The following is an 18,211-nucleotide window of genomic DNA, read 5'->3' on the forward strand; positions in this document are numbered from 1 at the left end:
CTAATCTGGCGTTGATTTTTGGCACGCTGTTGAGTTCTCAAGGAACGGACGCTTCCTTCGTACTCACCCTCGCGGGTTTTCCTCCGGGCGCTTCCCTTCGTGTTTCCAACCTTACCAGATCGTTTTCCGTTCCGTTTCCGGTTCGGAGTTCGTATCCGGTGGCCTGTTGGCTGCCTTTCGCCTTTCGGCGTGGTCACTACTTTAGCTGATTTCCGTAGAGGCTCATAATCGAGTCATTCGAAACGAATTTCGGAATGCCGAAATGAACCCCGATCGGGGCGTCATCTTGAGTAGTGGATGGCCACTGCGGGGTGCTCGAACAAGCAGGCCCGGATCCAGCGGCTCGGGCCACGTTAGTCGGTCGGCCGGGCAGAGTCAAGGGCGGCGGTTGCGGGGTGCGTGGGGGCGGTAGGGGCTGACGGTCGGGTCGTCGGTGAGCCAGAAACGCCAGGGGTGGGAGGCGCCGTCGCCGCCGACCCCGGTACGGGGGCCGGTGCGGATGTGCGCCGGGGGTGCGGGGGTGCCGGTGAGGACCGCGAGGGGGGCGTCGGAGCCGGCGCAGACGTCGGTGCCGTTGAGGGAGAGGGCAACGTCGAGAGCGGTGGCCAGGCGGGCGGGGCCCTTGGCCAGCTCGCGGTCGGACCGGGCCGAGCGGCGACGGGGGCGGGCCTGGTCGGCGCCGCGGAGGACTTCACCCGCGCGCAGCAGGACACCGCTCGCGTGGCCCTCGGGACCGCACACCAGGTTCAGGCAGTGCCACATGCCATAGGTGAAGTAGACGTAGGCGTGACCGGGCGGGCCGAACATGACGGCGTTGCGGGCGGTGCGGCCGCGGAAGGCGTGGGAGCCGGGATCGATCGCGCCGGCGTACGCCTCCACCTCCGTGAGGCGCAGCTCCATGCGGCCTTCCTCGGTGTTGCGGACAAGGGTGCGGCCGAGGAGGTCGGGGGCCACCTCCAGAACGGGTCGGTCGAAGAACGTCCGCGGAAGCGGCGTACGGTCGGGGCTCTCGCTCATGGCGCCCGAGCGTAGTGGGGGAACCGGCTACGGTCGTCGCGCGTATGTAGGGGTCAGGACTGAGAAGGAGTGGAAGTCATGGGATTCAAGAAGCTGCTCGCGAGCCTCGGTGCCGGTGGGGCCAGTGTGGAGACGGTGCTCACCGAGGAGAACGTGGTCCCGGGCGGGGTCGTCCAGGGTGAGGTGCGGATCCAGGGCGGCAGCGTCGACCAGCAGATCGAGGGGCTGTCCATCGGGCTGCAGGCGCGCGTCGAGGTCGAGGGCGGCGACCAGGAGCACAAGCAGGACATCGAGTTCGTCAAGGTGCGTCTGGGTGGGGCCTTCGAGGTCAAGGCCGGAGCCGTGCACGTGGTGCCGTTCGGTCTGGACATCCCGTGGGAGACGCCGATCACGTCGGTCTCCGGGCAGCAGCTGCGCGGTATGAACATCGGTGTGACGACCGAGCTGGAGATCGCGCGCGCCGTGGACTCGGGCGACCTGGACCCGATCAACGTGCACCCGCTTCCTGCGCAGCAGGCGATCCTGGACGCCTTCATCCAGCTGGGCTTCCGGTTCAAGAGCGCGGACATGGAGCGCGGGCAGATCCGCGGGACGCGGCAGAGGCTGCCGTTCTACCAGGAGATCGAGTTCTTCGCGCCGCAGCAGTACCGGGGTCTGAACCAGGTCGAGGTCAGCTTCGTCGCGGACGACCGCGAGATGGACGTCGTGCTGGAGATGGACAAGAAGCCGGGTCTGTTCGGTGAGGGCAGCGACTCCTTCCGTGCGTTCAAGGTGGGCCTGCACGACTTCCACACCACCGACTGGGCGGCGTACCTGAACCAGTGGCTCGCCGAGGTCGGTGGGCGCCGCAACTGGCTCTAGGCTCGGCAGGAGAGAGCTGCCATGACGGTAGCGACAGGCGATTCGGAGGATTTCGACGTGTCCGAGGGCAAGAGGGCGCCGCTCCCGCATGACTTCCATCCGCCGGTGGCGTCGTTCACCGTGGTGAGCGACGACGTCGCGCCGGGCGGGGTCCTGAAGGACGCTCAGGTGTACGCGGCGGGGAACACCTCGCCGCACCTCCGCTGGGAGGGTTTCCCGGCGGAGACGAAGAGCTTCGCCGTCACCTGCTTCGACCCGGACGCCCCGACGGGGAGCGGGTTCTGGCACTGGGTGCTGTTCGACATCCCGGCGTCGGTCACGGAGCTTCCCGTCGGTGCGGGGTCGGGGTCGTTCGAGGGGTTGCCGGCCGGTGCCGTGCACGTACGGAACGACTACGGGTCCCGGGAGTTCGGCGGCGCCGCTCCCCCGGCCGGGGATCCGGCGCACCGCTATGTGTTCACGGTGTACGCCGTGGACGGCGAGAAGCTCGGTCCGGACGGTGACGCGTCGCCGGCGGCGATCGGCTTCAACCTGCGCTTCCACACGCTGGGGCGTGCCCAGTTGATCGGGGAGTACGCGGCTCCCGCGGAGGCCTGATCGTTCGTTCGTTGTTTGCCCGCTTCTGGTCTTGGAGAGATCAGAAGCGGGCATCTTTTGTTTCGCGAGAAATTACGTTGTCCGACCCGGCCGGCCCGGCCATCGTTGATCCAAGCCCGCAGCCCCGCATCGGGGCTGGGGCCGGCACACGGGAGGTGGGCAACATGCGGGACACCCTGGTACTCAACGCGAGCTTCGAGCCGCTTTCGACGGTCACACTCAACCGTGCGGTGGTGCTCGTCCTACAGGACAAGGCCGTCGTCGAGCAGGCCCATCCCGAGCTGCGGGTGCGAGGTGCCGCCGTCGACCTTCCGGTGCCCCGGGTGATCAGGTTGTGCCGTTACGTCCGGGTGCCGTTCCGAAGACAGGCCCCGTGGTCGAGGAGGGGGGTGCTGGTCAGGGACCAGCACCGGTGCGCGTACTGCGGGCGGAGGGCGACGACCGTCGACCACGTGGTGCCGCGGGCGCAGGGCGGTGGGGACAGCTGGCTGAACACGGTCGCCTCGTGCGCCGAGGACAACCACCGCAAGGCGGACCGGACGCCGGAGCAGGCCGGGATGCCGTTGCTCCACCAGCCGTTCGAGCCGACGCCGGCGGACGCGATGCTGCTCGCGTTGCGGGCGAGCGAGCGGTCGGAGCTGCCGGAGTGGCTGGCGAGCTCGGCCGCGTAGACGCGTGATCCGCGGACAGTGGAAGGGCCCGTCTCCCCGGTGGGGAGGCGGGCCCTTCCCGTGGCCGGGAACGCGGGCTAGCCGAGCGTCAGTTGGAGGATCGCGACCACGCCGACCGCGATGATCACTCCGCGCAGGACCGAGGGGGGCAGTCTCCGGCCGACCTTGGCGCCGATCTGGCCTCCGAGGGTGGAGCCGACGGCGATGAGGAGGACGGCGGTCCAGTCGAAGTCGGCGACGAAGAGGAAGAAGACGGCGGCGACGCCGTTGACGAGGGCGCCGAGGACGTTCTTGACGGCGTTGATCCGCTGCAGGCTGTCGTGGAGCAGCAGGCCCATGAGGGAGAGGTAGAGGACTCCCTGTGCGGCGCCGAAGTATCCGCCGTACATGCTGGCGAGGAAGAGGCCGACGAGGAGGACGGGGCCGCCGTCGGGGTCCGCCTCCGTGCCGGTCTGTTCGCGCCGGCGCTTCACGGCGGCGGAGATGCGGGGCTGGAAGAGGACCAGCACGAGGGCGAGGCCGATGAGGACGGGGACGATCGCGTCGAACGCCTCGGACGGCAGGGCGAGGAGCAGGATCGCGCCGATGAGGCCGCCGAGGAGGGCGACGCCGCCGAGTCGGACGATCCGGGCCTTCTGGCCCGCGAGTTCGCGGCGGTAGCCGATGGCCCCGCTGACGGAACCGGGGACGAGGCCGAGGGCGTTGGAGACGTTCGCCGTGATCGGGGGGAGTCCGGTCGCGAGGAGGACCGGGAACGTGATCAGTGTTCCCGATCCGACGATGGTGTTGATGGTGCCGGCGCCGATGCCGGCGGCGAAGACCGCCAGGGCTTCCCAGATGGACAAAGCCGTTCCCTTACATGGTCAGTGGCTCGCCTCCCCGCCCTGCCGTGCGACAGGGTCGAGGGGCTCGCACCGATCATGCACGGGTTACGTGTACGTGTCAGTCAACCGTGGGTTCTTCTCGCCGTGCGGACGGAACGTCCTTGACGTTGAAGCCGGGGGCGCCGGAGGCCGCGTTGCCCAGGGCGCCGGAGAGGCCCTTGAGGGCGTCGCCGATCTCGCTGGGGACGATCCAGAGCTTGTTGGCGTCGCCTTCGGCGATCTTCGGGAGCATCTGGAGGTACTGGTACGACAGCAGCTTCTGGTCGGGGTCGCCCGCGTGGATGGCCTCGAAGACCGTGCGGACGGCCTGGGCCTCGCCTTCGGCGCGCAGCGCGGCGGCCTTGGACTCGCCCTCGGCGCGGAGGATCGCGGACTGCTTCTCGCCCTCGGCGGTGAGGATCGCGGACTGGCGCGTTCCCTCGGCGGTGAGGATCGCGGCGCGCTTGTCGCGCTCGGCGCGCATCTGCTTCTCCATCGAGTCCTGGATGGAGGTCGGCGGCTCGATCGCCTTCAGCTCGACGCGGTTGACGCGGATGCCCCACTTGCCGGTGGCCTCGTCGAGGACTCCGCGCAGGGCCGCGTTGATCTCCTCGCGGGAGGTGAGGGTCCGCTCCAGGTCCATGCCGCCGATGATGTTGCGCAGGGTGGTGACGGTGAGCTGCTCGATCGCCTGGATGTAGCTGGCGACCTCGTAGGTCGCGGCCCGGGCGTCGGTCACCTGGTAGTAGATGACCGTGTCGATGTTGACGACCAGGTTGTCCTGGGTGATCACCGGCTGCGGCGGGAACGGGACGACCTGCTCACGGAGGTCGATCCGGTTGCGGATCGAGTCGATGAACGGGACGACGATGTTCAGGCCTGCGTTGAGGGTGCGGGTGTAGCGGCCGAAGCGCTCCACGATCGCCGCGCTCGCCTGCGGAATGACCTGGATCGTCTTGATCAGGGCGATGAAGACGAGCACCACCAGAATGATCAGGACGATGATGACTGCTGACATCGTGTTCCCCGTGCCCTTCGCTGCCGGTTGACTGCCGGGTGGCCTTGCATGATCGAGTTTCCCAGATGGCGGAGCGTCATGGGCGCGGTTCGGTCACATGACGACGGCTGTCGCCCCGTCGATCTCGACGACGTCGACCTGTTCGCCCGGTTCGAAGGTCTGTCCGGTGTCGAGCGTGCGGGCGGACCAGACCTCGCCGGCGAGTTTGATGCGCCCTCCGCTGCCGTCGACCCGCTCCAGGACGACGGCCTGACGGCCCCTCAAGGCGTCGACACCGGTGGCCATTCCGGGTCCGCCGTCGCGGTGGCGGGCGGCGATCGGGCGGACCACCGCGATGAGCGCCACGGAGGCGACGACGAAGACGAGCACCTGCGGGACGATGCCGAACCCGAGCGCGGCGGTCACCGCGCCGGCGACCGCCCCCACGGACAGCATCCCGAACTCCGGCATCGCGGTCAGGACCAGCGGAATGCCGAGCCCCACCGCGCCGATCAACCACCAGACCCATGCGTCGATGTCCACATGGTCATGGTAGGGCGGGTGGGGCTCTCCGGGACAGGGCGCGGGCGGCTGTGCGGGACGCCGGCGTTCCGTCCGGTCACTTCAGGGGCAGGCCGTGGGCGGTCCAGCGGTCGCCGACGCGCTCGACGACGAGCGGCAGGCCGAAGCAGCGCGAGAGGTTCCGCGAGGTCAGCTCGGTCTCCACGGGGCCGGCCGCGAGCACCTTGCCCTGACGGATCATCAGGACGTGGGTGAAGCCCGGCGCGATCTCCTCGACGTGGTGGGTCACCATGATCATGGAGGGGGCGTACGGGTCGCGGGCGAGGCGGCCGAGGCGGCGGACCAGGTCCTCGCGGCCACCGAGGTCGAGACCCGCGGCGGGCTCGTCGAGGAGGAGGAGCTCGGGGTCGGTCATCATCGCGCGGGCGATCAGGGTGCGCTTGCGCTCGCCCTCGGAGAGGGTGCCGAACTCGCGGTCCAGGTAGTCGCTCATGCCGAGCCGGTCGAGGAAGGCCTTCGCGCGGTCCTCGTCGACCGGGTCGTAGTCCTCGTGCCAGGTGGCGGTCATGCCGTACGCGGCGGTGAGGACGGTCTGGAGGACGGTCTGGCGCTTGGGGAGCTTCTCCGCCATCGCGATGCCGGCCACGCCGATGCGGGGGCGGAGTTCGAAGACGTCGGTGCCGACGCCGCCGAGCCGCTCGCCCAGGACCTGGGCGGTGCCCTTGGTGGGGAAGAGGTAGCTGGAGGCGATGTTCAGAAGGGTGGTCTTGCCGGCGCCGTTGGGTCCGAGGATCACCCAGCGCTCGCCCTCCTTGACCGACCAGGAGACCTCGTCCACCAGAGCCCGTCCGTCGCGGACCACGGATACGTCCACCAGCTCCAGTACATCGCTCATGAGCGCGTTGTCTCCCCTTGCGGTCGAGTCGTTTCGTCGCCTTGCGCCGATGGGCGCGGCGTCCAGGGGAAAACCTACGTTATCGACGGAGCGGGCCGGTCCCTAGGGCTCCGTTGGAGTCCCTAGTCTGGGGGGATGCTTTCGGAACCACGCTCAGGACGCCTGGCCGCATGGGGCAATGCCCTGCTGGCCGGGGCGGTGTCGCCGGACGACGCGGCGCTGGCCATTGTCGGGGAGGACGCGGTGCACCGCGTGGAGGGGCTGCCGGGCGAGGCGGGACCGGTGGGACTGACGCTGGCCCTGGGGCGGTTGCGGCGGCTCGGGGTCACCGGGTGGCGGGTGGCGCTGCCCGCGCCGGGGCATCCGCTGGGGTTGAGCGGGCCGCCCGACTTCAACGCGCGCGCGTTGGAGGCGGAGGAGGCCGTGGTGGGTTTCGGCGCGCCGTACGGGCTCGTGCCGGAGGTCACCGAGGCGGGGCCGGCGGGTGACGTGCACGTGGAGGTCGTCTGGCACTGCCTCACCGTGCGGGAGGCCCCGCCGGCGGACGTGCCGTCGCTCGGCGAGGCGGAACGGGAGCTCGCGGAGGCGCTGCGGGACGCGACCGCCGTCCTCACCCGGCTCGACGTGGCGGCCTCCGGTCCCGCGGCGGAGGCGGCGCGCGAGGCGTACCGGGCTCGGTCCGAAGTGGGCCGCGAGGTGCTCGCGCCCGGGTACCCGCCCCGGGCGGTACGGGTCCTCGAGCTGGCCCAGCGGATCGGGCTCCTCGTGAACCTGGCGTACGGCCGTGGCCACGGGGGTGCGGTGAGCGCGTCGGAGATCGCGGCGCGGGGGGAGGCGCTGCGGCCGGTGGAGAGGGTGGCGCGGAGGGCGCAGGTCGCGGCCTACAACGCGTACGTGGAGGAAAGGGAGCGGGAGCGGGGGTTCTGAGGCCTTCGGGCCCCGCCCCCCTTTCGGCCCCGCCCCCTCCGGGCCCTGCCCCTTCGGGTCCTGCCCCCCTTCGGCCCCCGGCTCTCGATCGGTGGACGGAGTCCGGCGCGGCGGGCCGGAGCCTGGGGGGTGGCACCCGCCGCCGTGCGGGCCCGCGCCTGCCGTGTGGGCAATCGTCCCGCTGCCGTGTGGGCCCCGCGCCCCCGCCCCGCGTGGGCCTGCGCCCGCTGTCGTGTGGCCCCGCACCCCCACCGCCGTGTGGGCCTTCGCCCACCCTCCGTGTGGGCAATCGTCCCGCTGGGCGGGACGGGTGGGCACACGGGACGGCGCGCTTGGCGGCGCCTCTGCCTCTTGTACCCGGGCCCGCACCTTTACGGCGTCGCACAACGTGGTGCGGGTACAGGCGCGGAAGCCTGGGCCCGGCACGGGGCGCCGTCCGTTGTGCCCACCCGTTCCGCCCCGGCGGAACGATTGCCCACAACGGGGCGGGCGGAGGCGCGGGGGGTGGGCACCGCCCAGCGGAACGATGGCCCACACCGGAGGCGGAGACGCGGGGGTGGGCACCGCCTCAGCGGAACGGTGGCCCACAACGGGCGGTGGGCGGAGGTGCGGGGTGGGCCCGCGCCAGCGGGACGAGGGCCCACGACGGGGGGTGGGTGGGCCCGCGCCAGCGGGACGAGGGCCCACACAACGCGCGGGGGCTGCGGGTGGGCGGCGCTCGGAACGAGGGGGTGTGGGCGGGGTGGGGTCAGCCGTTGAGGGCGGTGTTGCCGAAGGCGGGGTTGAGCAGGCCGATCACGTTGACCGTGTTGCCGGAGACGTTCACGGGGACGTGGACCGGGACCTGCACCAGGTTGCCGGAGGCGACGCCCGGAGAGTTGAGGGCCTTGCCCGTGGCCTCGGCGCCGTGGGCGGAGGCGACACCGGCACCGGCGGCGACGATGCCACCGGCGACCATGGTGAGGGCAGCGGCCTTCTTGAGGTTCTTCACTTGGTACATCCTCCTGGTCATCGCTGCGGCAGGTCCGCCGCAGCACGCCCTGGAGAACGCCGCATCGCCCGCCAGGTTGCGCCGAACGGGGGATATACACACGACGGTATGAAGGACTGAACGGTCGTGCGCCCGGCGCGTAAGGGGGGCGCGTCAGTCGGTGAGGCCGTGGCGGACGGCCCAGAGGGCCGCCTGGGTGCGGTCCGCCAGGTCGAGCTTCATGAGGATGTTCGAGACGTGCGTCTTGACCGTCTTCTCGGAGAGGACGAGGGCGCGGGCGATCTCGCGGTTGGAGCGGCCGTCGGCGATCAGGCCGAGGACCTCCCGCTCCCGCTCGGTCAGGGTGGTGCCCCGGCCCGTACCCCCCGGGGAGTCGTCCTGGGCGAGGAGCGCGCCGGCGACCTCGGACTGGAGGAGGACGTGCCCGGCGTGGACGGAGCGGATGGCGGCGGCCAGGGCGTCGGGGTCGATGTCCTTGTACAGGTAGCCGCAGGCACCGGCGCGCAGCGCGGGGACGACCGTGCGCTGCTCGGTGAAGCTGGTGACGATGAGGACCCTGGCGGGGTTGGCGTGCTCGCGGAGCCGTCTGAGCGCCTCGATGCCGTCCGTGCCGGGCATCTTCACGTCCATGAGGACGACGTCGGGGCGGAGCTCCTCGGCGCGGGCGACGCCTTCGGCGCCGTCGGAGGCCTCCCCCACCACCTCTATGTCGTCCTGCACCTCCAGGAAGGTGCGCAGGCCCCGGCGGACGACCTGGTGGTCGTCGACGAGCAGGACTCGGATCGGTCGGTCAGCCACCGGGAACCTCCATCTCGATCGTGGTGCCCTCGCCGGCGGCCGAGGTCACGGTGAGCATCCCGCCGACGCCGCTCGCCCGGTCCCGCATGGAGACCAGGCCGAGGTGGCGGCCGGCACTGCGGACCGTACGCGGGTCGAACCCCTTGCCGTCGTCGGTGACGGTCAGCCGCGCGCCCTGGCCGCTGCGGGCGAGGGTGACGGTGACGCGCTCGGCGTCCGCGTGCCGCAGGGCGTTGTGCAGGGCCTCCTGGGCGACCCGGAGCACGGCCTCCTCCTGGGCGGCCGGCAGGGCCCGGGCGCCCTGGCTGTCGAAGGTGACCCGGGCGGTGTGGGCGCGGTCGAGGACCTGGATCTGGGTGCGGAGGGTGTGGACGAGGCCGTCCTCGTCCAGGGCGGCGGGGCGGAGCTCGACGACGGCGGCACGCAGTTCGTCGGCGGCCTCGGCGGCGAGCGCGGCGACCTGCTGGAGCTCGCCCTTGGCGCGGGCCGGGTCGCGGTCGACGAGGGCGGCGGCGGCCTGGGCGGTCAGCCGGAGCGAGAAGAGCTTCTGACTGACGGCGTCGTGCAGCTCGTGGGCGAGGCGTGAGCGCTCCTCGACGATGGTGAGCTCGCGGCTGCGCTCGTACAGGCGCGCGTTGGTGAGGGCGATGGCCGCGTGCTGGGCGAGGATCGACAGCAGTTCCTCGTCCTCGGCGGTGAAGCCGCAGCCGCCGCTCTCCTTGGGGCAGCGCTTGTTGGCGAGGAAGAGGGCGCCCAGGATCTCGTCGCCGTCCCTGACGGGGAGGCCGAGGAAGTCGGACATCTCGGGGTGGGCGGCCGGCCAGCCCTCGAAACGGGGGTCGAGGCGGACGTCGGCCAGCCGCTCGGTCTCGGCCTTCTGGAGCATGGCGGCGAGGATCCCGTGCTGCCGGGGCAGGGGGCCGATCGCCTTCCACTGCTCCTCGCTGACGCCGTCGACGACGAACTGGGCGAAGCCGCCGTGGTCGTCGGGGACGCCGAGGGCCGCGTACTCGGCGTCGAGCAGCTCGCGGGCGGAGGCGACGATCGTCTTGAGGACGTCGCGGACCTCCAGGTGGCGGCTCATCGCCAGGAGGGCGGTGCTCACGGCGGCCAGGCCGGAGCTCGGTCGGTGGCTCATGTGTTCACCGTACCGGCGGGGTGTGACCCTCCGTATCCGTCCGGGGACGGCGGTCGGGGTCCGGAAGACCTAGGTCGGAGGGCTGGGAGGGGCGTGTCGTCCCCGAGGTGGAGACCTGCTCACGGTATGCATTGCCGATGCAACGCATGGTGAGTTCGTTACGGGCCCGATGTGAGCCCGCGCATAGGATCCACATCACTTACGAAGCCGCCTAGTGGATCCGGAGTGCCCAGGTAGGGGCGGTGGGAGCTGGCCTCGTAGGGGTGTCGGCGGCGAGGGCGGAGGGCGCTGATCCACTACCCGGGATCGTACGTCACACCTTTGCCACAGGATTTTGCGGCCGCTAAGAATTGCCCCCGTCGCCGTCGAGTAAGGCGCAGCAGCACCGCCGCCGGCGGAGCGACCCCCCAGCGATTCGAAGAGGTTTCTGCATGTCTGCGAACACCCCTGGCCACAGTCGTGGTCTGAAGAAGACCCACAAGGCCACGATCGCCGGCGTCGCCGCTCTGGGCGCCGCAGCCCTCACCCTCTCCCTGGTGCCGGGCAACGGCGCCACCGAGACCGAGCCGCAGGCCCTTTCGGGCACGCAGCAGGTCGCCTGGTCCTACAACGCCGCCAGCCCGCAGGCGAAGGCGCTGGCCGCGAGCGTCACCGAGCAGCAGGCCACCGTCGGCCTGAAGGCCAAGCAGGAGGCCGAGGCGAAGGCGAAGGCCGAGGCCGCCGCCAAGGCGAAGGCCGCGAACGCCGCGAAGGCCAAGGCCGACGCGAAGAAGAAGGCCGACGCCAAGGCGAAGGCGGCGGCCAAGGCGAAGGCCGAGGCCAAGGCCAAGGCCGCGGCGAAGAAGCGCGCCGCGGAGAAGGCGGCCGCGAGCCGTTCCGTCGCCCGCACCCCCGTCTTCGCGAACAACCTCGACGGCTGGATCCGCGAGGCGCTGTTCATCATGGACAAGCACGACATCCCGGGCTCGTACCACGGCCTGCACAAGAACATCATGCGCGAGTCCAGCGGCAACCCGCGGGCCATCAACAACTGGGACATCAACGCCATCAACGGCGTCCCGTCCAAGGGTCTGCTCCAGGTCATCTACCCGACCTTCAAGGCCTACCACGTGGCCGGCACCAAGTTCGACCAGTACGACCCGGTCGCCAACATCGTCGCCGCCGCCAACTACGCGGCCGACCGCTACGGCTCGATCGACAACGTCAACAGCGCGTACTGATCCGCTGTCGCACCGCCGCACGGATCCCGTACGGCTCCGGTACGCCGAAGGGCGGCACCCCCTGTGCGGGGTGCCGCCCTCGGGCGTACTGCCGTGCGCGGCTACTTGCGCATGACCTCGGGCTCGTGGCGGCGCAGCAGACGGGCGACCGCGACGCAGCAGACGGCTGCCATCACCAGCTGCACACCGAGGTCGAAGCCCCACTGGCCGGCCGCGTGCTCCCACAGCGGGTCGGTGTTGGTGGGGTTCTTCGGGTCCCACGGCGGCATCAGGCGCGCCAGGTCGAGAGTGGTGCCGGCGCCGGCGATGCCCCAGCGGGACGGCATCAGCCAGGCGAACTGCTCCAGGCCCGGGGAGCCGTACACCTGGAACAGGATGCCGGTGAAGACGACCTGGATGATCGCGAACATGACCAGCAGCGGCATGGTCTTCTCGGCGGTCTTGACGAGCGCGGAGATGACCAGGCCGAACATCATCGAGGTCAGGCCGAGCGCGATGACCTGGATGCACAGCTCGACGGCCGGCGGCATGAGCAGGCCCTGCGCGGGCAGCGCCCGGGTGGAGAAGCCGATGCCGCAGATGATGACGCCCTGGAAGGCCGTGATCAGGCCGAGGACGATGACCTTGGACATCAGGTAGGCGGAGCGGGAGAGGCCGGTGGCGCGCTCCCGTTCGTAGATGACCCGTTCCTTGATCAGTTCTCGTACGGAGTTGGCGGCGCCGCTGAAGCACATGCCGACCGCGAGGATCAGCATGATCGTGCCGGCGTCGCCGTTGAAGCGGGACGGCGGCGTCGGCGAGCCGAGGCCGAAGTCGGCGGGGATGACGACGGAGACCGCGCCGAGGACGGCGGGCAGGATCACCATGAGGCCGAGGAAGCCCTTGTCGGAGGCGATCACGGAGACGTAGCGGCGGATCAGGGTCCACAGCTGGGAGCCCCAGCCCTGCGGCTTGGGCGGCCTGGACATCGCCTGCTGCGGCATCTGGACGGGCTGGGCGGCGACGGCGTCGATGTCCGCGGCGTACATCTGGTAGTGCTGCGAGCCCTTCCAGCGGCCCGCCCAGTCGTAGTCGCGGTAGTTCTCGAAGGCGGAGAAGACGTCGGCCCAGGTGGAGTAGCCGAAGAAGTTCAGCGCCTCCTCCGGCGGACCGAAGTACGCCACCGAACCGCCGGGGGCCATGACGAGGAGCTTGTCGCACAGGCCGAGCTCGGCCACCGAGTGGGTGACGACGAGGACCGTACGCCCGTCGTCCGCGAGGCCGCGGAGGAGCTGCATGACGTCGCGGTCCATACCCGGGTCGAGGCCGGAGGTCGGCTCGTCCAGGAAGATCAGCGAGGGCTTGGTGAGGAGCTCCAGGGCGACGGAGACACGCTTGCGCTGGCCACCGGAGAGGGAGGTGACCTTCTTCTCCTTGTGGATGTCGAGCTTGAGCTCGCGCAGCACCTCGTCGATGCGGGCCTCGCGCTCCGCCGTGGCGGTGTCGCCGGGGAAGCGGAGCTTGGCCGCGTACCGCAGCGCCTTCTGGACGGTCAGCTCCTTGTGGAGGATGTCGTCCTGCGGGACCAGGCCGATGCGCTGGCGCAGCTCGGCGAACTGCTTGTAGAGGCTGCGGTTGTCGTAGAGGACGTCGCCCTCGTTGGCCGGGCGGTAGCCGGTCAGCGCCTTGAGCAGGGTGGACTTTCCGGAGCCGGACGGGCCGATGACGCCGATCAGCGACTTCTCGGGGACGCCGAAGGAGACGTCCTTGAGGATCTGCTTGCCGCCGTCGACGGTGACCGTCAGGTGGCGGGCCGAGAAGGAGACCGAGCCGGTGTCGACGAACTCTTCCAGCTGGCCGCCGACGATCCGGAACGTCGAGTGGCCGACGCCGACGATGTCCTGCGGGCCGAGGAGGGCCGTGCCGCCCTTGGGGATCGGCTGACCGTTGACGTACGTGCCGTTGTGCGAGCCGAGATCGCGGATCTCGAAGCGGCCGTCGGGCGTCGCGTGGAACTCGGCGTGGTTCCGGGAGACCTGGAGGTCGGAGACGACCAGTTCGTTCTCCAGGGCACGGCCGATGCGCATGACGTGGCCGAGGGACAGCTGGTGGAACGTGGTCGGGCTGCGGTCGGCGTAGGCCGACGACGCCCCCGCGGCGCCGTGTCCGGGGTGACCGTGCCCGCCCTGGGGGGCGCCCTGCTGGTGCGGGAACTGCGGCTGCGCGGGCGGCTGCTGCCAGCCCGGCTGCTGCTGCGGCGGGCCCTGCGTGACCCACTCCGCCTGGGCGGCGGCCTGCTCGGCAGCCTGGTGCGCCGCCACGGGCCGGGCCTGCTGCTGCGCGTGCTGCTGGGCCTGTGCCTGCTGCTGGGCGTGCGGCGCCGCCTGCGCTCCGGCGGCGAGATTGAGCCGCGGGCCGTCGGTCGCGTTGCCCAGGTGGACGGCCGAGCCGGGGCCGATCTCCATCTGGTGGATCCGCTGCCCCTGGAGGAACGTGCCGTTGGTGGAGCCGTGGTCCTCGATGACCCAGCTCCGGCCGCCCCAGCTGATGGTGGCGTGCCGCCACGAGACCCTGGCGTCGTCGATGACCAGGTCACCCTGCGGGTCTCTGCCCAGGGTGTACGACCGGGACGGATCGAGCGTCCAGGTCCTGCCGTTCAATTCCAGTACGAGTTCTGGCACTCCGAGCCCCACTACTTGTCCCCCGATGTACCCCCGCCTTCGGGAGTCCAGGGATGTCGAATCATCCTGGGGAACTATTTCAGGCCCGGTCCCGTCTCGGAAAGTCGGGCCGTGTGAAGACCTTCGGGGCGCGCCCTCGACCACCCGGGTGTCCGCTACGCGGGACGGGGGGTCAGGTGGCACGCGGTGCCCGATACGGTGGAACCACCATGAGCGCATCGCAGACCTCAGACGTTCCCACCCTTCTCGTCAAGATCTTCGGGAAGGACCGTCCCGGGATCACCGCGGGACTCTTCGACACCCTCGCCGCCTACTCCGTCGACGTCGTGGACATCGAGCAGGTGGTCTCCCGCGGCCGCCTCGTCCTGTGCGCGCTCGTCACGGAGCCGACCGTCGCCTCGGCCGGCGAGCTCAGGGCCACGGTGCACAGCTGGGCCGAGTCCCTGAAGCTCCAGGCCGAGATCATCTCCGGCACCGGTGACAACCGGCCGCGGGGCGAGGGGCGCTCCCACGTCACCGTGCTCGGCCACCCGCTGACCGCGGAGCAGACGGCGGCCATAGCGGCCAGGATCGCGGAGGCCGGCGGCAACATCGACCGGATCTTCCGCCTGGCGAAGTACCCGGTCACGGCCGTCGAGTTCGCGGTCTCGGGCTGTGAGACCGAGCCGCTGCGGACGGCACTGGCCATCGAGGCCCACTCCATCGGCGTCGACGTCGGCGTGGTCTCCGCCGGTCTGCACCGGCGCGCGCAGCGGCTCGTGGTCATGGACGTCGACTCGACCCTGATCCAGGACGAGGTGATCGAGCTCTTCGCGGCGCACGCCGGCTGCGAGGACGAGGTCGCCGAGGTGACGGCGGCGGCGATGCGCGGAGAGCTGGACTTCGAGCAGTCGCTGCACGCGCGCGTGGCGCTGCTGGCCGGCCTCGACGCCTCGGTGGTCGACAAGGTCCGCGCCGAGGTGCGGCTGACGCCGGGCGCCCGGACCCTGATCCGTACGCTGAAGCGGCTCGGCTACCAGGTGGGCGTCGTGTCGGGCGGGTTCACCCAGGTCACCGACGATCTGAAGGAGCGGCTCGGGCTGGACTTCGCCTCGGCCAACACGCTGGAGATCGTCGACGGCAAGCTCACCGGCCGGGTGACGGGCGAGATCGTGGACCGGGCGGGCAAGGCCCGGCTGCTGCGCAGGTTCGCCACGGAGGCGGGTGTGCCGCTGGCGCAGACGGTGGCGATCGGCGACGGTGCCAACGACCTGGACATGCTGAACGCGGCCGGGCTCGGGGTGGCGTTCAACGCCAAGCCGGTGGTGCGCCGGGCCGCCGACACGGCGGTGAACGTGCCCTTCCTGGACACCGTGCTGTATCTGCTCGGCATCACGCGGGAAGAGGTCGAGGTCGCGGACGGCGGCGAGGAGCTGCTGCACTGAGCCCCCGGCGCGGGGCTGCCCGCCCCGGCTCCGTCGGTACGGGAAAGGGCCCGGTCGCCGTGTGACGGCCGGGCCCTTCGCGTACGCACGAGTCGGGCGTACGGGGCCGGTGCGCGGGCCGGGTGTACGGATCCGACGTACGGGCCGGACGCACGGGATCGACGTGCGGACCGGGGGTACGGGATTGACGTACGGGCCGGCGTGGGGGTCAGGCGTGGGGGGCCCAGAAGTCGACGAGGCGGCCGACGCCGTGCTCCACCGCCTTCCAGGAGCCGTTGAAGGTGAGGACGGCGAAGGCGGAGGTCGGGAAGCCGCTGCGGTTCATGCGGGGCAGCAGATCCTCGTCGCCCTCGCCGGCGAGGGCGTCGGCGAGTGCGTGCATGCCGGGGTTGTGGCCGATGACCAGGAGGTTGGACACCTCGTCCGAGGTCTCGTTGAGCACGGCGATGAGCTCGCCGAGCGAGGCCTCGTACAGCCGGTCCTCGTACACGGTCCTGGGGCGCTGGGGAAGCTCGGGAACGGCCAGCTTCCAGGTCTCGCGGGTTCTGACGGCGGTCGAGCAGAGAGCCAGGTCGAAGGGGATGCCGGTCCCGGCGAGTCGGCGACCCGCCACGGGGGCGTCCGCGCGGCCCCGGTCGGCGAGGGGGCGCTCGTGGTCGGCCTCGTCGTTCCAGTCGGCCTTGGCGTGTCGGAGCAGCACGATCCTGCGGGGTGTGTCGACGCTCATGGTCAACAGCTTCGCACGAATCGGCCCTCGGCGACTCAGAGAGACAGCGTTTGCTGGAGGTGGTCCAGAACCCGGCCGACCCCCAGGTCACCCGCGGTCGCGGGGGCCTCACCCGGCCCCGCCATGAGCAGCAGGAGGGCGGCGAAGGCGGCCACCGGGAGGGCGAGGGCCCACCAGGGGAGTCGGGTGTCGACACCGGCCGTGGTGGTGGGGATGCTGGGGTGCGTGGGGGCCGACATGGCCGCCTCCGTGGGTGAGTCGCTCGCTTGCGCCGTCGTCTCCAACGTACGGAGCGCGGGCGCGGCGGCCCATCCGGTGATCCACCCACTTCACCCTGACACTCGCCCCCTAGGGGATGCGGGGGTTGTCCCCACCCCGCGGCGGCCTCACGGTCGGGTCAGGGCGAGAAGACGGAGGCGATGACGGCGATCACGACCGTGATGCCGAGCATCGCGCCGAGCACGACGAGCAGCTTCTTCTGGCCGTTCTGGGGGTTGGGTTCGAGGACTGGCATGGGACCAGTCTCGCATCTCAGCATTCGTCCTCGACGGTCCGGTCCCGTCCCGCGAGCGATCCGATGATCATCTGCGGCACCATCAGCCCGCCCATGAGCGCGATCGGCAGGCCCCAGCCGCCGCTGTGCTGGTAGAGCACGCCGACGAGGAGGGGGCCGGGGATGGAGATGAGGTAGCCGACGCTCTGCGCGAAGGCGGACAGCCGGACGACGCCGGCGCCGGTGCGCGAGCGCATGCCGATCATCGTGAGGGCGAGCGGGAAGGCGCAGTTGGAGATGCCGAGGAGCACCGCCCAGACCCAGGCTCCGGCGGCCGGGGCGAAGAAGAGCCCGGTGTAGCCGGCGAGGCCGCACAGGCCGAGCGCGACGACGATCGGGCCCTGGTTCCGCAGGCGGGTGGCGAGCCGGGGGATGACGAAGGCGAGCGGGACGCCCATGACCATCGTGACGGCGAGGAGGACGCCGGCCGTGGAGGCGGGGACTCCGGAGTCGCGGAAGATCTGCGGCATCCAGCCCATGGTGATGTAGGCGCCGGTGGCCTGGAGGCCGAAGAAGCAGCCGAGGGCCCAGGCGGTGCGGCTGCGGGCGACGCGCGGCGCCCCGGCGGCCTCCGTCGGGGCGGCGGGCTTCGCCCCCTTGCCGGCGCCGGTTCCCTCGCGCGCACGGTCGCGGTCGCGGAGCAGCGGGATCCAGGGCAGGACGGCGAGGGCGGCGAGGGCGGCCCAGACGCCGAGGCCCAGGCGCCAGTCGCCGCCGAGGGCGTCGGTCATCGGGACGGTGGCGGCCGCGGCGACGGAGGTGCCGAGGGCCAGTGCCATGGAGTAGAGGCCGGTCATGCTGCCGACGCGGTCGGGGAAGTACCGCTTGACGATGACAGGCATCAGGACGTTGCTGACGGCGATGCCCATGAGCGCGAGGGCGCTGGCGGCGAGGAAGGCGGCGGTGCCGGTGGCGAAGGGCCGTACGACGAGGCCCGTGAGGATGGCGACCATGCCGGCGCAGACGACGGCGGTGGGGCCGAAGCGGCGGGCGAGGCGGGGGGCCGTGATGCCGAAGACGGCGAAGCAGAGGGGCGGGACCGAGGTCAGGACGCCGGCGACGCTGCCGCTCATGTGGAGGCCGTCGCTGACGTCCTCCAGGAGGGCGCCGAAGCTGGTGATGGCGGGGCGCAGGTTGAGCGCGGCCAGGACGAGTCCGACGGTGACGAGCGCGAGGGACCAGCGGGGGCCGGGCGCGGCCGGCGGGGGCTCGACCACCGGGGACGTGCCGCCGCCCCCGTGGGGTCGTACGGGCGCGGAGGAGTCCGCGGTGGTGGTCGAGGCGGTGGTCCGGGCCGGTGGTGCGGCGGGGTCGAGGGTCTGCGGCTCGTCAGGCATGGGGCCATCATAG

General features: G+C 71.2%; 20 protein-coding genes. 7 read left to right on the forward strand and 13 right to left on the reverse strand.

What is annotated here, in order from left to right:
- Positions 1–209 (forward strand): hypothetical protein (locus AC067A_RS34800; RefSeq protein ID WP_479247249.1); only part of this gene is annotated, 209 nt, incomplete at its 5' end.
- 166 nt (positions 210–375) lie between these two features.
- On the opposite strand, the gene AC067A_RS34805 is transcribed toward AC067A_RS34800, so the two are convergent.
- A complete protein-coding gene (locus AC067A_RS34805) occupies positions 376–1,017 on the reverse strand; it encodes a DNA-3-methyladenine glycosylase (protein WP_479247251.1) in 642 nt (213 codons plus the stop codon).
- A gap of 78 nt (positions 1,018–1,095) precedes the next feature.
- Here AC067A_RS34805 and AC067A_RS34810 point away from each other — a divergent pair, with 78 nt between their 5' ends.
- The 3 genes from AC067A_RS34810 (at position 1,096) to AC067A_RS34820 (ending at position 3,146) form a co-directional block, all read left to right on the forward strand.
- Positions 1,096–1,878, forward strand: a complete 783-nt coding sequence (locus AC067A_RS34810) for a sporulation protein (protein WP_479247253.1) — start codon at positions 1,096–1,098, stop codon at positions 1,876–1,878.
- Between the two features lie 57 nt (positions 1,879–1,935).
- Positions 1,936–2,475, forward strand: coding sequence for a YbhB/YbcL family Raf kinase inhibitor-like protein (locus tag AC067A_RS34815; protein WP_479247255.1), 540 nt, complete (start codon positions 1,936–1,938; stop codon positions 2,473–2,475).
- A gap of 164 nt (positions 2,476–2,639) precedes the next feature.
- Positions 2,640–3,146, forward strand: a complete 507-nt coding sequence (locus tag AC067A_RS34820; protein ID WP_479247257.1) for an HNH endonuclease — start codon at positions 2,640–2,642, stop codon at positions 3,144–3,146.
- Positions 3,147–3,223: 77 nt separating this feature from the next.
- Here the strand turns inward: AC067A_RS34820 and AC067A_RS34825 are convergent, their stop codons facing one another.
- From AC067A_RS34825 to AC067A_RS34840, 4 genes are all read right to left on the reverse strand, one after another.
- Positions 3,224–3,991, reverse strand: coding sequence for a sulfite exporter TauE/SafE family protein (locus AC067A_RS34825; protein WP_479247258.1), 768 nt, complete (start codon positions 3,989–3,991; stop codon positions 3,224–3,226).
- Between the two features lie 97 nt (positions 3,992–4,088).
- Positions 4,089–5,027: an SPFH domain-containing protein gene (locus AC067A_RS34830; RefSeq protein WP_479247259.1), complete on the reverse strand. Its 939-nt coding sequence runs from the start codon at positions 5,025–5,027 to the stop codon at positions 4,089–4,091.
- Positions 5,028–5,120: 93 nt separating this feature from the next.
- Positions 5,121–5,549, reverse strand: coding sequence for an NfeD family protein (locus AC067A_RS34835; RefSeq protein WP_479247261.1), 429 nt, complete (start codon positions 5,547–5,549; stop codon positions 5,121–5,123).
- Positions 5,550–5,625: 76 nt separating this feature from the next.
- Positions 5,626–6,423 carry an ABC transporter ATP-binding protein gene (locus tag AC067A_RS34840; RefSeq protein WP_479247263.1) on the reverse strand — a complete coding sequence of 266 codons (798 nt, stop codon included), beginning with the start codon at positions 6,421–6,423 and terminating at the stop codon, positions 5,626–5,628.
- 135 nt (positions 6,424–6,558) lie between these two features.
- Between AC067A_RS34840 and AC067A_RS34845 the strand changes: the two genes are divergently transcribed.
- On the forward strand, positions 6,559–7,350 hold the full coding sequence (locus AC067A_RS34845) for a hypothetical protein (protein ID WP_479247265.1): 792 nt from the start codon (positions 6,559–6,561) through the stop codon (positions 7,348–7,350).
- A 748-nt stretch (positions 7,351–8,098) separates the two neighbouring features.
- Here AC067A_RS34845 and AC067A_RS34850 read toward each other — a convergent pair.
- The 3 genes from AC067A_RS34850 to AC067A_RS34860 all read right to left on the reverse strand — a co-directional run bounded on the left by AC067A_RS34850 (position 8,099) and on the right by AC067A_RS34860 (position 10,277).
- The gene (locus AC067A_RS34850) at positions 8,099–8,341 is read right to left on the reverse strand and encodes a chaplin (RefSeq protein WP_479247267.1); all 243 of its coding nucleotides are present in this window, start codon (positions 8,339–8,341) and stop codon (positions 8,099–8,101) included.
- 153 nt (positions 8,342–8,494) lie between these two features.
- On the reverse strand, positions 8,495–9,139 hold the full coding sequence (locus AC067A_RS34855; RefSeq protein WP_479247269.1) for a response regulator: 645 nt from the start codon (positions 9,137–9,139) through the stop codon (positions 8,495–8,497).
- Complete coding sequence (locus AC067A_RS34860) at positions 9,132–10,277, reverse strand: GAF domain-containing sensor histidine kinase (protein ID WP_479247271.1); 1,146 nt, start codon at positions 10,275–10,277, stop codon at positions 9,132–9,134. The genes AC067A_RS34855 and AC067A_RS34860 overlap by 8 nt, the downstream gene beginning before the upstream one ends.
- A gap of 431 nt (positions 10,278–10,708) precedes the next feature.
- On the opposite strand from AC067A_RS34860, the gene AC067A_RS34865 reads away from it, so the two are divergent.
- Positions 10,709–11,497, forward strand: a complete 789-nt coding sequence (locus AC067A_RS34865) for a transglycosylase SLT domain-containing protein (protein WP_479247273.1) — start codon at positions 10,709–10,711, stop codon at positions 11,495–11,497.
- 101 nt (positions 11,498–11,598) lie between these two features.
- On the opposite strand, the gene AC067A_RS34870 is transcribed toward AC067A_RS34865, so the two are convergent.
- Positions 11,599–14,169 (reverse strand): ABC transporter ATP-binding protein/permease, encoded by a 2,571-nt coding sequence (locus AC067A_RS34870; RefSeq protein ID WP_479247274.1) that lies wholly within the window; start codon positions 14,167–14,169, stop codon positions 11,599–11,601.
- A 197-nt stretch (positions 14,170–14,366) separates the two neighbouring features.
- Between AC067A_RS34870 and serB the strand changes: the two genes are divergently transcribed.
- On the forward strand, positions 14,367–15,581 hold the full coding sequence (serB, locus tag AC067A_RS34875) for a phosphoserine phosphatase SerB (protein WP_479247276.1): 1,215 nt from the start codon (positions 14,367–14,369) through the stop codon (positions 15,579–15,581).
- A 208-nt stretch (positions 15,582–15,789) separates the two neighbouring features.
- Here serB and AC067A_RS34880 read toward each other — a convergent pair whose 3' ends face one another.
- The 4 genes from AC067A_RS34880 to AC067A_RS34895 form a co-directional block, all read right to left on the reverse strand.
- Positions 15,790–16,308, reverse strand: a complete 519-nt coding sequence (locus AC067A_RS34880) for a SixA phosphatase family protein (RefSeq protein ID WP_479247278.1) — start codon at positions 16,306–16,308, stop codon at positions 15,790–15,792.
- Positions 16,309–16,343: 35 nt separating this feature from the next.
- Positions 16,344–16,547, reverse strand: a complete 204-nt coding sequence (locus tag AC067A_RS34885; protein WP_479247279.1) for a hypothetical protein — start codon at positions 16,545–16,547, stop codon at positions 16,344–16,346.
- Positions 16,548–16,705: 158 nt separating this feature from the next.
- On the reverse strand, positions 16,706–16,822 hold the full coding sequence (locus AC067A_RS34890) for an SGM_5486 family transporter-associated protein (protein ID WP_479247281.1): 117 nt from the start codon (positions 16,820–16,822) through the stop codon (positions 16,706–16,708).
- A 17-nt stretch (positions 16,823–16,839) separates the two neighbouring features.
- Positions 16,840–18,198 carry a CynX/NimT family MFS transporter gene (locus AC067A_RS34895; protein ID WP_479247282.1) on the reverse strand — a complete coding sequence of 453 codons (1,359 nt, stop codon included), beginning with the start codon at positions 18,196–18,198 and terminating at the stop codon, positions 16,840–16,842.
- Positions 18,199–18,211 lie beyond the last annotated feature (13 nt).

This window comes from Streptomyces sp. NPDC043176 (assembly GCF_056436715.1).

Coding starts and splice junctions, on each gene's coding strand:
- AC067A_RS34830 (WP_479247259.1), bottom strand. CDS start 5,027: ATGTCAGCAGTCATCATCGTCCTGATCATTCTGGTGGTGCTCGTCTTC.
- AC067A_RS34880 (WP_479247278.1), bottom strand. CDS start 16,308: ATGAGCGTCGACACACCCCGCAGGATCGTGCTGCTCCGACACGCCAAG.
- AC067A_RS34860 (WP_479247271.1), bottom strand. CDS start 10,277: ATGAGCCACCGACCGAGCTCCGGCCTGGCCGCCGTGAGCACCGCCCTC.
- AC067A_RS34805 (WP_479247251.1), bottom strand. CDS start 1,017: ATGAGCGAGAGCCCCGACCGTACGCCGCTTCCGCGGACGTTCTTCGAC.
- serB (WP_479247276.1), top strand. CDS start 14,367: ATGAGCGCATCGCAGACCTCAGACGTTCCCACCCTTCTCGTCAAGATC.
- AC067A_RS34845 (WP_479247265.1), top strand. CDS start 6,559: ATGCTTTCGGAACCACGCTCAGGACGCCTGGCCGCATGGGGCAATGCC.
- AC067A_RS34890 (WP_479247281.1), bottom strand. CDS start 16,822: ATGCCAGTCCTCGAACCCAACCCCCAGAACGGCCAGAAGAAGCTGCTC.
- AC067A_RS34810 (WP_479247253.1), top strand. CDS start 1,096: ATGGGATTCAAGAAGCTGCTCGCGAGCCTCGGTGCCGGTGGGGCCAGT.
- AC067A_RS34885 (WP_479247279.1), bottom strand. CDS start 16,547: ATGTCGGCCCCCACGCACCCCAGCATCCCCACCACCACGGCCGGTGTC.
- AC067A_RS34840 (WP_479247263.1), bottom strand. CDS start 6,423: ATGAGCGATGTACTGGAGCTGGTGGACGTATCCGTGGTCCGCGACGGA.
- AC067A_RS34820 (WP_479247257.1), top strand. CDS start 2,640: ATGCGGGACACCCTGGTACTCAACGCGAGCTTCGAGCCGCTTTCGACG.
- AC067A_RS34895 (WP_479247282.1), bottom strand. CDS start 18,198: ATGCCTGACGAGCCGCAGACCCTCGACCCCGCCGCACCACCGGCCCGG.
- AC067A_RS34865 (WP_479247273.1), top strand. CDS start 10,709: ATGTCTGCGAACACCCCTGGCCACAGTCGTGGTCTGAAGAAGACCCAC.